Genomic DNA, 18,791 nt, shown 5'->3' on the forward strand with positions numbered 1-18,791 from the left:
ATGGGACAAGTCAGTTTGAAGGGATTGCGCAAGAGCTTTGGCTCGGTTGACGTCATCCGTGGCATTGACCTAGACATTCGCGATGGCGAATTCATGGTGTTCGTCGGCCAGTCGGGTTGCGGCAAGTCCACCACGCTGCGCATGATTGCGGGCCTGGAGAGCATCACCGCAGGCGATCTTCTGATCGATGGACAACGCGCCAACGACCTGCACCCAGCAGACCGCGGTGCGGCCATGGTGTTCCAAAGCTACGCCCTGTACCCGCACATGACGGTGGCCGAGAACATGGGCTTTGCCTTGAAGATGGCCGGCGTGGACAAGCAGCAGCGGGCCCAGCAAGTCGGTCGAGCCGCCGAGATTTTGCGCATGACCAACCTGCTTGACCGCTTTCCCAAAGAGCTGTCCGGCGGGCAGCGCCAGCGTGTCGCCATTGGCCGCGCCATCGTGCGCAAACCCAAGGTGTTTTTGTTTGATGAGCCGCTGTCCAACCTGGACGCTGCGCTGCGGGTGGACATGCGGGTGGAGCTTTCCCGACTGCATGCGGAGTTGGGCACCACCATGATTTACGTGACGCACGACCAGGTCGAGGCCATGACCTTGGGCGACCGCATTGCGGTGTTCCACCATGGCGCCATCGAGCAGTTGGGCGCACCGCTGGAGTTGTACAACCGCCCGCGTACCGAGTTTGTTGCGGGCTTTATCGGCGCGCCCCGCATCAACCTGGTGGCCAAGCCTGGCGATGCTGCGCCCGCCGCGCACCGCCAGCTTTGGGCTCTGCTGCAAGGCAATGCGCCCGAGCCCACCCAGCGCATCGGGCTGCGGCCCGAGCACCTGCACCTGGGCGCGCCCGAGCAGGGCGTACCCGCGCAGGTGGTACTGGCCGAGCACCTGGGTGATGCATCCATCATCCACTTGCGCGTAGACGGCATCGACGGATTGCTCAACGCCAAGGTGGTTGCCAATCGGCTGCATTGCGCTGCAGGCGACACGGTTCACCTGGTGCCTGATGCCCAGTTTGCGCTGCCCTTTGGCGCCGACGGCCGCTTAGTGGCCTAAGGCCTGCGCACACGATGACGCGCGCGCGCAAGGCACCTGCACGCCCGGCACCCGATGGCTGGACGCTGGTCTGGAATGACGAGTTCGATGGCGACCAGATCGACCGCAGCAAGTGGGACTTCGACATCGGGAACGGCTTCTTTGACTACCACAGCCACACCTGGGTTCCGGGCTGGGGCAATGAAGAGCTGCAGTACTACACCGACGCGGCGGCCAACGCCTACGTGAAAGACAGCGCGCTGCACATCTGCGCCATCAAAGAGTCGCTGCACGGCTGTGGCTACACCTCGGCGCGCTTGAAAACCCGCAGCCGAGACGGCGCGCCCTTGTTCAACCAGACCTATGGCCGCTTTGAGATCCGCGCCCAGGTGCCTTGGGGCAAAGGCCTGTGGCCTGCCCTGTGGATGCTGCCGCAAAACGACACCCACGGCCGCTGGGCAGCCTCGGGCGAAATCGACATCATGGAAATCCACGGCGAGGACCCCACCCGCACGCTGGGCTCCATCCACTTTGGCTCGACCTACCCCAAGCGCTCGCTGGTCACCCACACGCACAAGTTGCCCAGTACCACCACCGTGGCCGACTGGCATGTCTATGCGGTGGAGTGGGAGCCCGGCGAAATTCGCTGGTACTTTGACGGCGTGCATTGGGCCACCCAGGGCTTTTGGTGGAGCTGCAGCCAGACCCGCGACGGCCAGGGCCTAGCCCCCCGCCGTGCCAGCGATATCAACCCCTGGCCGGCACCCTTTGACCACCCGTTCTACCTGCTGATGAACGTGGCCGTGGGCGGCAATTTTCCTGGCGTGCCCAACGCGCAAACCCAGTTCCCGGCCACTCTGGTGGTCGACTATGTGCGCGTCTACCAGCGCAGCGCGGGCTACGGCGAAAGCAAGCCCCGCGCCCCTGGGCGTATGCCGTACAGCAAGCAAAAGGCGTAAACGCCCAGTATGTCACGCCCCCACAACACGCCATCGAATGCGGCGCACACCGATGCTTCGGACCGCGCCGACGCCCACACCCCTGGTGAAGCCAATCGCCATGGGAGGTCCCCCGCCGACGCGGGTCCTGGCGAGCGCCAGAACCCGCCGCACCCCGCAGGCCACGGCCGTGGCGACGCTAACCGGGAGCAGGGCGCAGCTGCGCCCGCACCCGTGGCCGCATCCGCGTCGGGCCTGGTGTTGGAGCCGCAGGCGCAGCAGGCGCTGCGAGCCGACCTGGCGCAGCGCCTGCAACGCAAGGTGCATGGGCTGTGCTTTAGCCCTTACCTTGACGGCCAAGGGCCGGGCACGGTGTTGCAAGAGGAGCCCATCCGCCAGCGCCTGCAACACATCGCCCCCCACACCCGCTGGGTACGCAGCTTTTCGTGCACCGAGGGCAACGAACACATTCCCCAACTGGCCCACAGCATGGGGCTCAAGACCTTGGTAGGCGCTTGGTTGGGCACCGATTTGGAGATCAACGCGCGCGAGCTAGCGGGCGTGATCGCGGTGGCCCAGGCCGGCCATGCCGACATGGTGGCCGTGGGCAACGAAGTGCTGTTGCGCGAAGACCTGAGCGAGGACGCATTGATTGCCTGCATCGAACAGGTCAAGGCGGCACTGCCGGGCATCCCGGTGGGCTATGTGGATGCCTACTATCTGTTCGAGTTGCACCCGCGTGTGAGCGCGGTGTGCGATGTGCTGCTCACCAACTGCTACCCGTTTTGGGAGGGCTACACGCTGGACCAGGCGCTGCCCGCCATGCAAAGCATGGTGCGGCGTACGCAGGCCGTGGCCGCCGGCAAACCGGTCATCGTCAGCGAGACCGGCTGGCCGGATCGGGGCAGCCCCTTTGGCGCCGCACAACCATCGCCGGATGCGGCGCTGCGCTACTTCAACGACACCTTCGATTGGGCCGAGCGCGAGGGCATTGACGTTTTTTATTTCTCCGCATTCGATGAAGCCTGGAAGGTCGGTGCCGAAGGCGATGTGGGCGCCTTTTGGGGCCTGTGGGACAAAGACGGTCAGGCCAAATTCCTATGAAACCCATGCTCCAATTTGCACCCGGTAACGCCATTTGCTACTCGGGCTACCGGCGTAACCAAAACCCTGGCGACCAAACCTATCCCTCGGTGGACGAAATCCGCGAGGACCTCATGATCCTGTCCCGCCACTGGCAGTACCTGCGCCTGTACGACTGCAGCCTGCATGCCGAGCGGGTGCTGCAGGTCATCCAAGATGAAGGCTTTGGGTTCAAGGTCATGCTGGGTGCGTACTTGGGGGCCGAGGTCAACAACCCCCAATGCCCCTGGGGCACGCCATTGAGCGAAGCGGCGCTGCAGGCCAGCATGCAGGCCAATGCGTTGGAGGTGCAGCGCCTCGTCCAACTCGCCAACCTGTACCCGGATACCGTGTTTTCGGTGGCAGTGGGCAATGAGGCCACCGTCGACTGGACCGACCACCTGGTGCCCGTGGAACGCATGATCGACTACGTCCGCCAGGTCAAAGCGGGCGTGCGCCAGCCGGTGACGTTCTGCGAGAACTACGTGCCCTGGCAGCACAAGTTAGCCGACCTGGTACCCGAGCTCGACTTTCTGTCCTTGCACACCTACCCGGTGTGGGAGTACAAGCAAGTGCACGAGGCCTTGGCCTACACCATCGACAACGTCCAAAGTGTTGCCACGCTTTACCCGGACAAGCCGATTGTGATTACCGAAGCTGGCTGGGCCACCCAGTCCAACGGCCGTGGAATCCAACCGGATAACGCCTCGCAGCGTCTGCAGGCGGTCTATTACGAGGCGCTGATGCAATGGTCCCGCGAGAGCGGCACGCTGGTGTTTGTATTCGAGGCCTTTGACGAACCGTGGAAAGGCTCGCCCGACCCCCTGGAGCCGGAGAAACACTGGGGCCTTTTCGATGTGGACCGTCGGCCCAAGCAGGTGATGCAGGGACTTTTTGCAGAGCGGTTGGGCTGACCTTCCTGTCTGCGGCCTGCGGATCGGCTGGTCTTCGCCCCACCAAAACAAAAAAGGGCCATCGACCTTTTCTGGTCAATGGCCCCAGTGACCGTTACCGGTCAAAGGTCTGTCCCCATCGGGGTTTACTGAAACTGCACTCCACCCACCACGTTGATGGTTGTGGGGTACAGACCGCCCGCTGGGACTGTTGTGTTGGTATTGCTGGTCAGCCCATTGATGGTCCACGCAGCGGCTCCACCGTTGGCCTTGAAGTCAACCGCCTTGATCGCTCCGGCAAGCACTTGCGCTGGCGTGACGCTGGCATTGCCGCAATCCTGTTTGATGGCAGTGAAGCTGGACAAAGGCGTCGCGTAGGCAGTGTCTGCACTTGCAGTCGCGTTCACAACCGTTGAGACTTCAGGGTCGCAACTTGGGGTTGAGACGCCAGGAACGTTGGCCAAAATGGAGATTGCAAACTTGGCCCCGTTCGTTCCGGCAAACCATTCTGGGTTGACACCGAAGGTGTAGTTCAGAGTGGTCTTTCCAACTGCGCTCACATTGGAGCCGGCGGGCGACTTGACTGAAATTCCCTGGTAGGTGTAAGGCTGTACTGAATTGTTGATGTACAGGTACACATTGCTGGGCGAACCAAAGCCGCCGCCTGAGCCAGCATCGATCGCGCCATCACCCGAATAAACGTTCCAGGTGCCGCCGTTCTTCGTGGTGTTGTCCGCGTTGAAGCCGGTGGAAACCACCGCCGTGGTGGTGGGCCCTGGAGTCGGCGGCGGGGATTCGACAGCGGCATTCAACGCGATGTCATCAAAGAAGTACTCTTTTCCGGGCGCTGCGTCGATGGTGTCTAGGTTGGGCAAAAGCACGATCGCGGTCCAAGGCAACGTGGTATCGATGCTGCTAAATGTCCACGTGAGGGTCTGCCAGCCGACGACGACCGTTTCGTTGGAGGAAACGTTGCCAGAGTTGGCCGTGTTGCCAGTGGTCTCCAGCTTGATCTTCATCGGGATGCCGGCTGTGGGCGAGTAAACGCGGGCAGACAGGGTTTTGCGGGTGCTGGTGAAGGGAATGGCTGCGACATCGACCACCGCGAGTGCATAAGGCTCACCGCCTGAGCGCAACAGCCTCAAAGCCGAGCCGGAGCCACCTCCTGCAGGTGGCGTGGTGGTGACGCTGGCGAAACCGCCCGTCCCACCGGTATCGCGGACGGCGGTTGGTAGCGTGGTGTCGAAGTTGACCACTGCCGTGCTGCCTGCAGGTGGAGGCGGTGCAGCAGCGGCATTCAAAGCAATGTCATCAAAGAAATACGCTTTTCCAGGAGGCGCATCGACTGTGTCGAGGTTGGGCAAAAGCACGATCGCGGTCCAAGGCAACGTGGTATCGATGCTGCTAAATGTCCACGTGAGGGTCTGCCAGCCGACGACGACCGTTTCGTTGGAGGAAACGTTGCCAGAGTTAGCGGTGTTGCCAGTGGTCTCCAGCTTGATCTTCATCGGGATACCCGCCGTGGGCGAGTAAACGCGGGCAGACAGGGTTTTGCGGGTGCTGGTGAAGGGAATGGCCGCGACATCGACCACCGCAAGCGCATATGGCTCACCGCCTGAGCGCAACAGCCTCAAAACCGATCCGGAGCCGCCCGCTGCGGGCTTCGTGGCGGTGACGCTGGCGAAGCCTCCCGTGCCAGCGGTATCGCGGACCGCGGTCGGTGGCGTGCCGTCGAAGTTAACCACGGCCGTGCTGCCTGCAGGCGGCGGGGTGATACCCAAGATGCTGTTGACCGTGCCACTGACATCTGAGCTGGCGTAAGCGGCCGCAGCGGTACCGCCAGAAGAAATTTGCGTCAGCGCCTCGCCCAGATTGCTTGCGTTTGGCGTATCGGTACCCACTTTGACCGCCAGAACCGCGGCCATTACCTTGGCCACATTGCGAGCCCCGGCATGGGTGGCAGTGACGTGGTCGGTGGTGAAGTCGTAGCCAGGAGGCAACGCCAGATCATTGCGCGCTGCGATACGCGCCTCAGACAAGGTTTTGGACTCTACGATCATCTTCGCGGAGACCGCAGTCGTCAGTGGCGACACCACCGTGGGCATGCTGGCGGGCGCCAACATCGTGTAGGGGTTGGCAATGGGGGTAGTGGGTGCATCGCTGTCCACCGCGCCTGCAGGGACTGTGGCAATGATGTGCAGGTTGGTCAGGTTGGTTCCTGTAGGCACAGTGAGCGAATAGCGCCCGTTGGTACCGCTGGTGGCGGTTGGTTCTCCACTGTCGCAAACGCGGTTGCTATTGAGGTCCAGGCACACAATCGCGCCCGTGATGTAGCCATCAATGACAGCGCCAGTCAATGACACCGGGCCGGAAGCAGTCGACCCCCCCCCGCCGCAACCGGTGATGAATGCAACTGTCGCTAAACAAACTGCTGTCAGCGCAAGATTTTTGGGTGAGTGGTTCATGTCTGTGCGTTCCTCAAATTTTTGGCGTGTGTGCGTGACTGATTTCTGAAATGCCGTCACAATTGCATGAAAGCGCTTTCACAAGCGGATAGTATCGAACATGCTTTACTGGCTGCATTGGTGCTTACCCTTGTTCTTAGTGGGTAGAGCGGTGGAAATTCCGGCCACTGCGCGATCCGTTGCGAGGAGATGAATCTTGATGGACCCAAACCAGTTGTCATGGCACCTCTCGTCACAGGGCGCAGGGCCGAACTTGATGCCGCAAGGTGCTTTGGTGGCCTCGACTGATGCTGGACATCACGCAGCGCGGGTGTGGGTGGAGCCTAGTCGAACCTTTCAAACGGTCGAGGGTTTTGGTGGCGCTTTCACAGAAGCGGCTGCGGTGACTTGGATGAAACTGAGCCAGCAACACCGCGATGAATTGCTGCATGCGTACTTCAATCCTGTGACGGGACATGGGTACAGGTTCTGTCGGGTTCACATGAACAGCTGCGACTTCTCACTGGGCAACTACGCCCACGCCGAAGTTCCTGGGGATACCGCGCTCGAACATTTTTCAGTGGCCAGGGACGCACAGGCCTTGATACCTTTTATTCGTGCCGCCCAGGACGCGGCAGGCGCGCCGCTGCGGCTGTTGGCCTCGCCCTGGAGTCCGCCACCTTGGATGAAAAGCAACGGCCAGATGAACGGCGGCGGAACGCTTTTGCCCGAGTACCGAGACGCGTGGGCTGCGTGTTTCGTGAAGTTCATACAGGCCTACGCAGACCATGGCATTGCGATATGGGGCGTTTCGTTGCAGAACGAGCCCATGGCCGTTCAACGCTGGGACTCCTGCATCTACAGTGCTGTTGAAGAGCGTGATTTCATTCGCGACCACCTGGGGCCTGCGCTGCGCAGCGCAGGCTTGGGTCACATCCAAATTGTTGTTTGGGACCACAACCGTGACGCCATGGTGGAGCGCGCCAGCATCGTGTTGTCAGACCCCGAGGCTGCCGATTTTGTGTGGGGCACCGGCTTCCATTGGTATGGCGAGGACCATTTTGACCACGTGCAGTTGGTGCACGATGCCTGGCCGGACAAAAAACTGCTGTTCACCGAAGGCTGCCAAGAAGGTGGGCCCCATGCGGGGGAGTGGGAGTTGGGCGAGCGCTATGCCCGCTCCATGATCAATGACCTGAACCGCTGGACCGTCGGCTGGATCGATTGGAACTTGCTGCTGGACACCACCGGTGGCCCCAACCATGTCGGAAACCTGTGCAGCGCGCCGGTGTTGGCGGATGTCGAGAGCGACGCCTTGGCGTTCCAGAGTTCCTATGCAGCCATCGGCCACTTTGCGCGGTTCGTCCGGGTCGGCGCGCAACGCGTCCTGTGTGCATCCAATAAAGAGGTGCTTGAGTGCGCAGCGTTCTTGAACCCGGATGGCGTGGTCGCCACCGTTGTCCTGAACCGAAGCGAGCAATCCCAAGCGTTTGACATCTGCACTGGAACACACACCTGGAGCGCATTGCTGCCACCCAGGTCGATTGCCACCTACCAGTTCAGCTACGGAGTTAAGGGCCAGAGGGAAGGCCTCTATGCATGAACCCCAACCACATCTAGGGACGCAGGTCGCAGTACCCATGCAAAACACTTCAACAAACCTTGTCTATGGCTGCCGGCAATAGCATGGCGCGCCGCCCGCAGCGATTGGTGCCGCGCCTCTCTCAAGGCGGCTTGTTGGCCGCCCTCACTTTGCAAGCCGCAGCCTGCGGCGGCGCAGGCGGTGGCAGCAGTGGCCAAGCTACCCAGTCCGAGCCGCTGCTGGGTGTGTTCTTGGATGGTGCTGTGGCGGGCTTGCGTTACACCACCCCCAGCCTAAGCGGAACCACCGATGCGTCGGGGCGTTACCAGTACCGCCCGGGTGAGTCGGTTGTGTTTTCGCTTGGCGCCATTCTGTTGACAAGCACCGCCGCCAAGCCGGTGCTGACGCCTCTGGATGTCGCTGGCACGACCAACCCGCAAGACCAGCGTGTGCTCAACATGTTGGTGTTGTTGCAGAGTCTGGATGCTGATGCCAACCCGGCCAACGGAATCACGCTGCCGCCGCAGGCCGCGGCTTTGGCGACGTCGCCGCTCAACTTCGATGTGCCCACCAGTTCTTTCCGAAGCAACCCGGCTGTGACCGGATTGGTTGGCGCCACATCGGCGGGGCGTTCCCCGGTCGGCGAAGCCGATGCGCGCGCGCATTTCCAGTCCACCTTGAACGGTGGCACCGGCAGCACCCGGATTGCGGTGGCGCCCCACGCCCATGCTGGCGCAGCGCAAAACGCGGTGGTGGGCGCCGCGGTGGATCTGAGTGCCAGCGCCAGCACCGATGCCAACGGCGACGCATTGACCTACCAGTGGAGTTTTGTCGCAAGGCCGTCGCAGAGCACGGCCAGCCTCATTGCGGCCACCAGCGTGGCAGCGCGCTTCATACCAGATGTGCCGGGCGAGTACGTGCTGGGCTTGGTGGTCCACGATGGCACGCAGGCCAGTGCGATGTCCACCGTGCGGGTCACAGCCGCAGCGGGCAACCAGGTGCCGGCGGGCTACCGCTTGGTGTGGGCCGACGAGTTCAATACACCCGGCACCAACTTGCCCGATACCAACAACTGGGCGTATGACACGCATCGCAACACGCAGGGTTGGTACAACAACGAGCTGCAGTACTACAGCAACGGCCGATTGCAAAACTCGGCAGTGCAAAACGGACGGCTGCTGATCACTGCACGCAAAGAGAGCCTTGCAGGCCAGGTCAACGACTGGGGTGGGCAGGGCTACACCTCCGCGCGCCTGATCACGCGCGGCAAAGCGAGCTGGACCTATGGCTTCTTCGAGATTCGCGCCAAGCTGCCTTGCGGTACCGGAACCTGGCCGGCCATCTGGACATTGGGCTCAAGCGTGGACACCTGGCCCGCGCAGGGCGAAATCGACATCATGGAGCAAACTGGCTGGGACAAGGCAACGGTGCTGGCCACGGTGCACACCTCCGCTGGCTCGGGAGGCAATGGCAGCACCGGCTCGCGGCCGCTGGCGGACGCCTGCACTGCGTTTCACAACTACCAAATCAAATGGACGCCCACCGCCATCGACTTTTATGTGGATGGTGTGTCCTTTCGGCCCAGCTACACCAAGTCCAGCAACCCAGCAGCGTGGCCGTTCGATCGGCCGCAGTACCTGCTGCTCAATGTGGCTGTCGGCGGCGTGCTGGGTGGCACGGTGAACGACGCCACCTTGTCAGCGACGGGCTTGGAGGTCGACTACGTGCGGGTGTACCAAGTCAGCCCGTGATCAGAGTCGCCCTAGCTGGCCGGCCTGTACCGTCATCGACTTGCCGTCGCTGAAGTTGACGGTGATGGGCGATTTGCCCGCGTTGTAGGCTAGGTAGCTGCGCTGTCCGTTGACGCGTTTGAACACCGCGTACAAGGTGGTGTTGGCAGTCACCCCAAAGTCGGGCGTGCCCATTTCTTTGAGACTTTGCATGAAGTGCAGCGCGTGGCTGCGGGTGTCGCCCAATTCGAAGGACCCCCAGCGGTTCCACGAGGCAAGGCCCGCGTCCGGATCGGCCAGGCTCAGGTACTTGGCAAACAGGTCTTGCCAGATGTCAGGCGGTTTGGCATAGCGACCACGGGCGTTGTAGATCGCGGTCTCAGGGCCCAGCGATGCCACATTCTTTTTTACAAAGTTGGGGTCAAAGCCGAGGTAGGCGGATGCGGTGGTGATGGGCAGCAGGTTGATGCCTTTGATCTGCCGTGGGTCATCGATCCACCAAGTGTTGTGCGCATACATGCCGCCAAACAGCATGCTGACTTCGATGTTCTTGTACTCGGGCGCAAACACCAGCCCGTGGATGTCAAACCAGTAGTGCTTGATGGCCTCGACCTCGGTGGTGTAGAGGTACAGCCCGAGGTCGCGCAAGGCAGTGTCGCCCTTGATTTCGGCCCACAGAATCAGCCCGACCCACGCGTTGATTGCCTCCGAGGACGACTCCTGGTTGTTGCCCATCTCGCCCATGCCGATGCCCGAGGCCCAGGAGTGGCCCTCGTAGGGGTCGAAGTTGCGCAAGAAGGGAAAGGGTGCGCCCTCGCGTTGCGCGGTGGCGATGTCGCCGATCAGCAGGTCCACGATGCCGCCCCAGCGCTCGGTGCTGGCCCACTGCGGGTCGCGCATGGCGATTTCTGCGGCAGCGCGTATCCAGTAGCCGTAGGTGAAGTGGTGGTCGTTGAGCTGCTCGACGGTAAAAAACTCTTCGGGGTAGCTCGCCACCGTGCCTTCTTTTTTGTCGTAGTAGAAGTAGCCGCCGCCCTCGCCGGTGAACCAGGACTCGGCGCGTTTTTGCACCATCTGCAGCAACCGATCGCGCCCGGCGAGGTCGCCCTCTTGCTCCACCACATCCATCAGCTTGAGGATGCGTTGCAAGCCCTTGCCTTGCCAGTACGGGCCTTTGCCTTCTTCGAGCATCATGCGCCGCGCGTTGCGCTGGTCGGCTTTGGTCAGCTCGGCCAGCTCCGCCTTGCGCGTGGGGTCGGCAATGGCCGGCCAGTAGGGCACAAAGCCGTTGTAGGTCAGGCGGGTTTTGAACTCGTTGGCTGCGAGCAACCGGATTTTTCCGCGCACCGTGTCGAATGCCGGCCCCAGCTTGTCGGCCACGCTGGGGTTGTTGAACCAGTGGTGCGGGTACAGGCCCAGCAGGGCACTGGCCGGTGCGCCTTCGAGGGCTTGGGTGGTGGCGCTGAAGGTGGTTTCCACGGTGCTGGAGGCGCGGTCAAACTTCCAGCCCACCCGCGTGTCGACGATGGCGGTGTACGCATGCCGGGTGAACAGCGCCACGGTGGCATCTGCACCGTCGGGCAAGACCGCAGCAGACAAGTACCCCTTGCCTGCGGGCAGTTGCAACTGCCATTGCGCTTCGGTGTTTTGCTTCCAGGCACCGCCACTGGGCCCAAACACTGCGTAGTGCACGCCTTTGGCATTCACCCGCAGCACCCGCGTGTCTGTGCCGTGCACCTGGGCGCTGGCGCCGCTGGGCAGTGTCAGCAAGGCGTCACCACGGCTGATGCGCACCAGCGCGTACGGCACACCGCGGGCCACATGGACCGTCATATCGTCGGCCTCACGTGCCATGGAGATGGCAACCGACCAGTCTCCGCGCTGCGCCAACTTGGACTGGCCGGGCGCAAATGCGGCGGGCGCGATCAGCAGGGGCGCTGCATGCGGATAGCGGATCTCGACGTCGCGCCGCTCGGTGGGTTGCACTTCCTTGACGGGCAGCGCCACTTCCAGCCCGGCAGCCGTCGGGCGCACCGTCATCGGCTGCACGAACAGCGCCTCGGGCTTGGCGCTGTACAGCACCGTCGAATACCACTGCGAGGTCTGCGCTGGCGTATTGAGCATGGTTGGGGTGCGAAAGCGCGCCGGCGGAATCTCGCGGTCGCCCTTCTTGGGCGCGGTGTAAATCGACGCCGCACCCAGCGGCACGGTTTGCGCGGTGACGACCGTGCCCAAGAGGCTGACCGATGCAAGAAGCAAGCAGGTACGCAGCGCAGAAATCATGGCGATGTCCGTTGAAAACAAGTATCGCAAGATCATAGTGAAAGCGCTTTCAACAATGGTGCGGGTAAACCCGTAACTGGCTCGACACAGGTGGGCGCAACGCATACGGGAAAACACGGAGGGCATTTTGGTTGACGCTACGAGTCGGCGCAGCTATTCTCTTGAAAGCGCTTTCACATTGCCAGCCTATCCATTGGTACGACCCCTATGAAACACCGAATGACCCCCAAACCCTTTACGCCCCCTGTCGATTTCAAGCGCACACCGTCTGCTGCTTTTGGCGCTGTCAAAGCGGGTGTGTGCACCGTGTTGTTGGCCGGCAGCTCGCTGGGTTATGCCCTGGACTTCGGGCCCGACGGTATGTTCAGTTTGACGGGTTTCGCTGAAGGCACCACCACCGCCCAGAGCAACTACTGCCTCAACTGTCAGGTGGCCAACAAGAACACCTCCAAGCAGTTGCAGGCCGCCGACGCCATCATTCCCGGCAAAAGTTACTCGTTTGCCACCTTGACCAATTGGCAGGTGCAGCCCTATTTGGGCGCCAAGCGCCGCCTGGGACAGGGCTATGAAATCTCGGCCACCCTGAGCCAGCGCTACCGCCAAGGCACGGTCAATGGCAATTTGGAGGAAACCCGCTACGCTGAGTTTGTGGACATCCCTGACTACTGGTACGAAAAAAATGTCGCACTGAGTCACGAAGACATTGGCAGCGTGCGTGTAGGCGCCATGACCACCCGGGGTTGGAGCGTGGCCGACTACCCGTATGGCGGCAACCTCGGTTTGGCCGAGGCCTGGGGCGCCAGCGGTGCCGGCTACGGCATGCTGGCCAACGCCATCCGGCTCGGCTCACGTCCGCTGGATGTGGCCGAGGGCAACCTGTTTTTGGAGTTGACCTACGACCGCGGTAACACCAACTTCAAGCGCTTGCGCCCCAGCTTCTTTGAGCTGTACGGCCAGTACAGCAAGGGCGATCTGGTGCTTGATACCGTGGTACAGCACGCCACCAATGGCAACGCTGGTGCTTGGGGTCACGCGCCGTTTTCCAGCGTGACCCCGTTTGTGGACGACGATTCTTATGTCGGCACAGACGGTTCGAAGTTCGGTGAAACCCACCAAAGCATCGTGATGGCCATGGCGCGCTACCAAGTCAATGCCAAGGTCGAGGTGTCAGGAGGCATTCGCCATAACCAATGGAGCGGCGCCAATGTCGTGTTCAACCCCGCTACGAAGTGGACCTCAGGCTTCAACGTCGACTACAGCAACCCCTTTGCCACCAGCCACCCCGGCTACTCTGCCTCCTCGATCGACGCGATGCTGGGGGCACGCTACCGCGACGGCCCCTGGACCTACCTGGTTGGCATGGTCTATCTGGGTGCCGCAGAGACACGCAACCCCAGCGACCGTGGTCAGGGTAACAGCGCGATCTTTGGCACCTTAGGCGCCCGCTACGCCCTGGCCCGTGGGCTGGAGCTTTCGGGTACTGCGGCCATGGTGCATTACGGCAAACAAGGGCTTTCGCCTATGTCCATGCCGGGCAATGCGTCGTTTAGCAATGTGGACTCCCGCGTCACGCGCGATGGCTACTGGATCACCCTGGGCATGCTTTACAGCTTCTAACCATGACATCGAACACCACAACCCAGCGCAGCGCACGAACGACCGGAGAACCCATGGAACCGACATTTGCAAACCCAGGACACGCCAAGCGCACAGCCTTTGCCTTCACGATGGTGGCGGCCGCCGTGGCGCTCACCTTGGTGGCCTGCGGTGGCGGCACCACCACCGATGCCAGCAGCGGCTCTGCCTTGACCGCAGCCTCGTCCAATCTGCGTCCCTTGCCCGCAGCGTTTCTAGAGCGCAAAGCGGTCGCGTATTCGCCCTACCGCACGGCGCCCAATGTGGCAGGCCGTGAGACCGAAGTCATTACCGATGCCCAGGTGAAAGAGGACCTCGACTTGCTGGTGTCCGCAGGCATTGGACTGATCCGCATTTTCGACAGCTCGGACAAGGTGGCCGCGCGCACCTTGCGCGTCATCACCGCCAACAACCTCGACATTAAGGTGATGCTGGGCATCTACGTCAACAGCTACGAATACCTGACCAACCCGGTAACCCGCGCCAGTGTCATCGCGGCCAACGAAGACGAGATCACCCGGGGCGTGGCCCTGGCCAAGGCCTACCCCAACCAGGTGGTGGCGGTGAGCGTGGGCAATGAAACCATGGTGACTTGGTCGACCAATGCCATTTCCACCGGCACCATGGCGCGCTACATCAAAACAGTGCGCGACCAAATCACCCAGCCGGTAACGACCGACGACAACTACGCCCTGTTTGCTGGCAATGTGCGCAATGCCTCCGAGCAGGTGTCCGAGGTATTCCGCCAACTCGACTTCGCCTCGATCCACACCTACCCCAGCGAAGACCTGTACTACAGCAACTTCAGCGACAACGACCCCCTGCCCGATTGGGATTGGCAGCAAATTGGCGTCACCGACGAAACCCAGCGTGCCCGGGCGATGATGGAGGCGGCCGTTGGCAAGGCCAAGAAAGACTATGCACTTGCGCGCAGCTTCCTCGACCAAAGCGGGCGCGCCAACCTGCCCATCGTGATCGGTGAAACCGGTTGGAAAGCGACCGACCCCACCGACGACAAGCGCTACCGCTACACCGGTCACCCGGTCAACCAAAAAATGTACCTCGAGCGTTTGCTGGACTGGGCCGTCGAGTCCAAGAACAACAACGGTCCCAAGGGCATCGTGTACTTCGAGGCGTTCGATGAGCCGTGGAAGGGGCAGGATGACAAATGGGGTCTGTTTACTGTAGTCCGCGAGGCCCGTTGCAGTGCCCAAGCGCTCAATCCCACGGCCACCTGGGCCAAAGAGGCTGGCAGTTGCGCAGACTCCCAGGCGCTGTATTTCAAGCCACCGGTGCCGGGCGCTGCGGTGACGACAGACAAGTTCGTCATTTTTGATCAGAGCGTCCCGGCAGGTTGGCCTGTGGGCATGCGAGCCGATATGTACGGAGGGGGCACCCCCTTTAATGTGTCTTACACCGAGTCCGGAGACTCTGCACCCGGCGACGTAGGGGCCAGTCCGGCGTTGAGCAAGTACATTGAAATCGGAAACTTCACGGCACCAGCGTCCTACGGCTGGGGCCTGCTGTGGCAGTCCACCACGCCAAACGGCACCGCCAATCTATCGAACTTCGCCAACGGCTCGCTGCGCTTTAGTGTCAAAACCAGCTACGCTGACAAGCTGCGCATTGGCGTCAGCAGCGACACCGTCCTGGGCGCGGGGGCAGAAGCCTATGTGCTGGTATCCAACGGTACCTACGGCTACTGCAACACCAACAACTGGTGCGATGTGAGCATCCCCCTAAGTGCGTTCAAGGCAGCCAATCCGAAGCTGGACCTGAGCCTGGTGTTGCAGCGCTTCTCGATCTCCGATATCGAGAGTGTCACCAAAAACCCCGTCCGTACCGGCATGCCAGCCATCAGGCTCGACAATATCCACTGGTTCAAGTAGCAGTGCTTGGCTGGCCGTAGCCCAGCCAAAAAAAAGACCACCCCCGCCAGATGCACCGTCAACCGGTGCGCCTGGCGGGGGTGGTCTTTTTTAAGCCGCTTGGTGTCTAAGCGGCTTGTTGCTTACTTCTTGGCTGCGGTGTCGCCAAAGTACTCGGACACCACTTTCCACTTGCCATCGCTGATTTGCGACAGGCGTGAGACGCTGCTGCCCAAGCGCTTGGTGGCTGTGAAGGTGGCCGCTGGCGCACCAAACATGTCGGTCGGGATGGTGGTGTTGTCCATGACCTTGATGAAGCTGTCGGTCGTCAGGTTCTTGCCGGCCTTGGTGGCTGCGTTGGCAAAAGCGTTGACCACGTAGTAGCCATAGACCGAGAACACGGTGGGGTCGTCATTGAACTTGGTCTTGTACTTGTTGGCCCAGAACCGGATCGGCTGGGACTGCTCATCCGTGTAGGGGTTTTGCACCGTCATGGTGGCGTACAAACCGTCCATGGCCTTGCCGCCAAGCTTGTGGATCAGGTCGGTGTAGGCCGCGCTGGAGCCCAGGAAGGTGGGGTTGTAGCCCAGCTTGCGGGCGGTGCCGATGGCGCCAATCGTCTCGCGGATGATGGTGCCCAACACCACAAAGTCGCAGCCGCTGGACTGCATTTTTGCAACCTGGGAGGAGAAGTCGGTTGCGCCGCGCTTGTAACTGGTTTTCTCGGCAAACTCCATGCCGATGCTCTTCAAGCCGTCTTCGCCGCCTTTGAGTACTTCCAGGCCAAAGTCATCGTCTTGGTACATGGTGCAGACTTTCTTGGCACCTTTTTCTTTGACCAGCCTGGGCACAGCAAACCGGATCTGGTCGTAATAGGTGGCCGCGAAGGCGTACTTCAAACGGTGGAAGGGGTCGTACATTTCCCGCGCCGCAGTGACCGGGAAGAAGTTGATCACGTTCTTCTCAAACTGCACCGGCATGGCGGCCATGTTTTGGGCGGTACCCAGGTGGCCCAGCATGATGAAGATCTTGTCCTGGTTGACCAGCTTTTGGGCCGCCAGCACCGCCCGCTTGGGGTCGTAGCCCGAGTCTTCCACCAGCAGCTTGACCTTGCGGCCGTTGATGCCGCCTTGCTCATTGATCTCGTCCACCGCCAGCGCCATGCCCGAGCGGATTTGCTTGCCAAAACCTGCCAGCGGTCCTGACAGGTCCTGGATGCTGCCCACGGTGATTTCGTCTTTGCTCACGCCCTGCTGCGCGTGCGCCAGACCGCCCGCGAGGGCCAGGCCCAGCACGGCGCTGTGGGCAAAAAGGGTTTTGAACTTCATCATCAGTCTCCTTGTAAAAATTCAGTTCCTACACACTACCAACCTGGTTGAAATACCACATCGCTTGGGGGCTCTTAGCGGTACATCGCCTCAATCTGCGCGGCATATTTTTTCTCCACCAGCTTGCGCTTGAGCTTCATGGTGGGCGTGAGTTCTTCGTCCTCGGCGCTGAGCTGGTTCTCCAGCAAAAAGAATTTTTTGATCTGCTCAACCCGCGCGTACTTTTTGTTAACCCGGTCGAGTTCGCCCTGGATCAGGGCCTGCACCTCAGGGCTGCGGGTGAGGCTGGCGTAGTTGCTGAAAGGCACATCGGCGTCCTGTGCGAACTTTTCCACATTGTCCTGATCGATCATGATGATGACGGTCAGGTAGGCGCGCTTGTCGCCTATCACCACCGCGTCGGTGATGTAGGGTGAAAACTTCAGGTCGTTTTCGAGCTCGCTGGGTGTGATGTTTTTGCCACCCGCGGTGATCAGGATGTCCTTCATCCGGTCGGTGATGCGCAGGTAGCCGTCGGCGTCCATCTCGCCCACATCACCGGTGTGCAGCCAGCCATCGGCGTCTATGGTTTCGGCGGTCTTCTCCGGCTGGTTCAGGTAGCCGGCAAACACATTGGGTCCGCGCACCAAAATTTCTTGGGTTTGGGGGTCCACGCGGATTTCGTTGAAGCCAGCTGCCGGGCCGATGCTGCCGGGTTTGATGCGCGCGGCCGGCACGCCGGTGGAGGCGCTGCAGGTTTCCGTCATGCCCCACACCTCGAGCATGGGCACCCCCAAGGCCAAGTACCAGCGCACCAGGTCGGGCGAAATCGGGGCCGCGCCGGTGACCAGATAGCGCGCGCGGTGAATGCCGAGCAAGCGGCGCACATTGTTCAAGGCCAGCAAGCGGGCCAGCTGGAACTGCAGCTTGAGGGCGGCGCCCACCGGGGCCTGCGCAAGCACCTGCGCGGCAACCCGTTCACCAACACGGATGCTCCAGCCGAACGCGGCTTGCTGCAGCCAGCCGGATTCCTTGAGCGCAATCATCACGCCCGAGTACAGCTTCTCCCACACCCGGGGCACGGCGGTGAACACCGTGGGTGCGATCTCGCGCACGTTCTCGGGCACGGTTTGCGGGTTCTCTACGAAATTGAGGATGGTGCCGGTGTAGAGCGAAAAGTACTCGCCGCCCATGCGCTCGGCGATGTGGCACAGCGGCAAAAAGCACATGCGCTCGTCGTCCTCGTTTTGCGCCAGCAGCGTATTGAAACCGCGCACCGTGTAGACCAGCCCCTTGTGCAAATGCATGGCCCCTTTGGGCTTGCCAGTGGTGCCCGAGGTGTAGACCAAAATGGCGAGGTCTTGGGGCTGGCAGGCTTGCACCGAGGCTTCGAGTGCGCCGGGGTGGGTTTGGGCGTAGCTGCGGCCCAGCGCGCGCAAGGCGTCCAGGCTGAGGACATCGGGATCTTGCAGGTCGCGCAGGCCGTGCATGTCAAACACCACAATCTTGCGCAACAGCGGCAGCTGCGCGCGCACCTCCAGGGCCTTGTCGAGCTGCTCGTCGTCTTCGACAAACAGCACCGTGGTGCGCGAGTCCTCGCACAGGTACTGCACTTGGCTGGGCGCATCAGTGGGGTAGATGCCGTTGGATACGCCTGCGGCAGACAGGACGGCCAGGTCGGCCCACACCCACTGCACCACGGTGTTGGCCAGGATGGATGCGCATTCGCCCCGCTGAAAGCCCAGGGCCATCAGCCCGCAGGCAATTTCCTGTACCGCCACGCCGGTCTGCTCCCAGGTGTGGCTGCGCCACAGGCCTTTGTCTTTTTGGCGCAACCAGACCCGGTGCTGGCGCTTGCGCACTGCCTCCCAAAACATGGCGGGAATGGTGTTGCCGTCCAACACGCTGTCGGTGTTGGCTTGGAGGTGTTGGAGATCCCACAAAACGCTCACGG

At 61.7% G+C, this 18,791-nt stretch carries 12 protein-coding genes; 8 read left to right on the forward strand and 4 right to left on the reverse strand.

What is annotated here, in order from left to right:
* Genes ACILRC_RS00370 through ACILRC_RS00385 form a run of 4 tightly spaced genes read left to right on the forward strand, consistent with a single transcriptional unit; the run spans position 1 to position 4,009 of the window.
* Positions 1 to 1,056 (forward strand): ABC transporter ATP-binding protein, encoded by a 1,056-nt coding sequence (locus ACILRC_RS00370; protein WP_395667341.1) that lies wholly within the window; start codon positions 1 to 3, stop codon positions 1,054 to 1,056.
* A 14-nt stretch (positions 1,057 to 1,070) separates the two neighbouring features.
* Positions 1,071 to 1,994 carry a family 16 glycosylhydrolase gene (locus tag ACILRC_RS00375; RefSeq protein WP_395667342.1) on the forward strand — a complete coding sequence of 308 codons (924 nt, stop codon included), beginning with the start codon at positions 1,071 to 1,073 and terminating at the stop codon, positions 1,992 to 1,994.
* A gap of 9 nt (positions 1,995 to 2,003) precedes the next feature.
* Positions 2,004 to 3,077, forward strand: a complete 1,074-nt coding sequence (locus tag ACILRC_RS00380) for a glycosyl hydrolase family 17 protein (RefSeq protein WP_395667343.1) — start codon at positions 2,004 to 2,006, stop codon at positions 3,075 to 3,077.
* Positions 3,074 to 4,009, forward strand: a complete 936-nt coding sequence (locus tag ACILRC_RS00385; RefSeq protein ID WP_395667344.1) for a glycosyl hydrolase family 17 protein — start codon at positions 3,074 to 3,076, stop codon at positions 4,007 to 4,009. Before ACILRC_RS00380 ends, ACILRC_RS00385 begins: the two co-directional genes overlap by 4 nt.
* A 125-nt stretch (positions 4,010 to 4,134) precedes the next feature.
* On the opposite strand, the gene ACILRC_RS00390 is transcribed toward ACILRC_RS00385, so the two are convergent.
* Positions 4,135 to 6,351 carry a hypothetical protein gene (locus tag ACILRC_RS00390; RefSeq protein ID WP_395667345.1) on the reverse strand — a complete coding sequence of 739 codons (2,217 nt, stop codon included), beginning with the start codon at positions 6,349 to 6,351 and terminating at the stop codon, positions 4,135 to 4,137.
* A 358-nt stretch (positions 6,352 to 6,709) separates the two neighbouring features.
* Between ACILRC_RS00390 and ACILRC_RS00395 the strand changes: the two genes are divergently transcribed.
* Together ACILRC_RS00395 and ACILRC_RS00400 are read left to right on the forward strand one after the other, a co-directional pair.
* A complete protein-coding gene (locus tag ACILRC_RS00395) occupies positions 6,710 to 8,035 on the forward strand; it encodes a glycoside hydrolase family 30 beta sandwich domain-containing protein (protein WP_395667568.1) in 1,326 nt (441 codons plus the stop codon).
* 65 nt (positions 8,036 to 8,100) lie between these two features.
* The gene (locus ACILRC_RS00400; RefSeq protein WP_395667346.1) at positions 8,101 to 9,765 is read left to right on the forward strand and encodes a family 16 glycosylhydrolase; all 1,665 of its coding nucleotides are present in this window, start codon (positions 8,101 to 8,103) and stop codon (positions 9,763 to 9,765) included.
* On the opposite strand, the gene ACILRC_RS00405 is transcribed toward ACILRC_RS00400, so the two are convergent.
* On the reverse strand, positions 9,766 to 12,027 hold the full coding sequence (locus tag ACILRC_RS00405; RefSeq protein ID WP_395667347.1) for a glycosyl hydrolase: 2,262 nt from the start codon (positions 12,025 to 12,027) through the stop codon (positions 9,766 to 9,768). It lies immediately after the preceding gene.
* A 219-nt stretch (positions 12,028 to 12,246) separates the two neighbouring features.
* On the opposite strand from ACILRC_RS00405, the gene ACILRC_RS00410 reads away from it, so the two are divergent.
* Positions 12,247 to 13,644, forward strand: a complete 1,398-nt coding sequence (locus ACILRC_RS00410; RefSeq protein WP_395667348.1) for a hypothetical protein — start codon at positions 12,247 to 12,249, stop codon at positions 13,642 to 13,644.
* Positions 13,645 to 13,697: 53 nt separating this feature from the next.
* Positions 13,698 to 15,551, forward strand: coding sequence for a hypothetical protein (locus ACILRC_RS00415; protein ID WP_395667349.1), 1,854 nt, complete (start codon positions 13,698 to 13,700; stop codon positions 15,549 to 15,551).
* 122 nt (positions 15,552 to 15,673) lie between these two features.
* Here ACILRC_RS00415 and ACILRC_RS00420 read toward each other — a convergent pair whose 3' ends face one another.
* Positions 15,674 to 16,861, reverse strand: coding sequence for an ABC transporter substrate-binding protein (locus ACILRC_RS00420; RefSeq protein WP_395667350.1), 1,188 nt, complete (start codon positions 16,859 to 16,861; stop codon positions 15,674 to 15,676).
* 71 nt (positions 16,862 to 16,932) lie between these two features.
* Complete coding sequence (locus tag ACILRC_RS00425; RefSeq protein WP_395667351.1) at positions 16,933 to 18,789, reverse strand: AMP-dependent synthetase/ligase; 1,857 nt, start codon at positions 18,787 to 18,789, stop codon at positions 16,933 to 16,935.
* Positions 18,790 to 18,791 lie beyond the last annotated feature (2 nt).

The organism is Rhodoferax sp. (assembly GCF_044236835.1).
GTDB lineage: Bacteria > Pseudomonadota > Gammaproteobacteria > Burkholderiales > Burkholderiaceae_C > Allorhodoferax.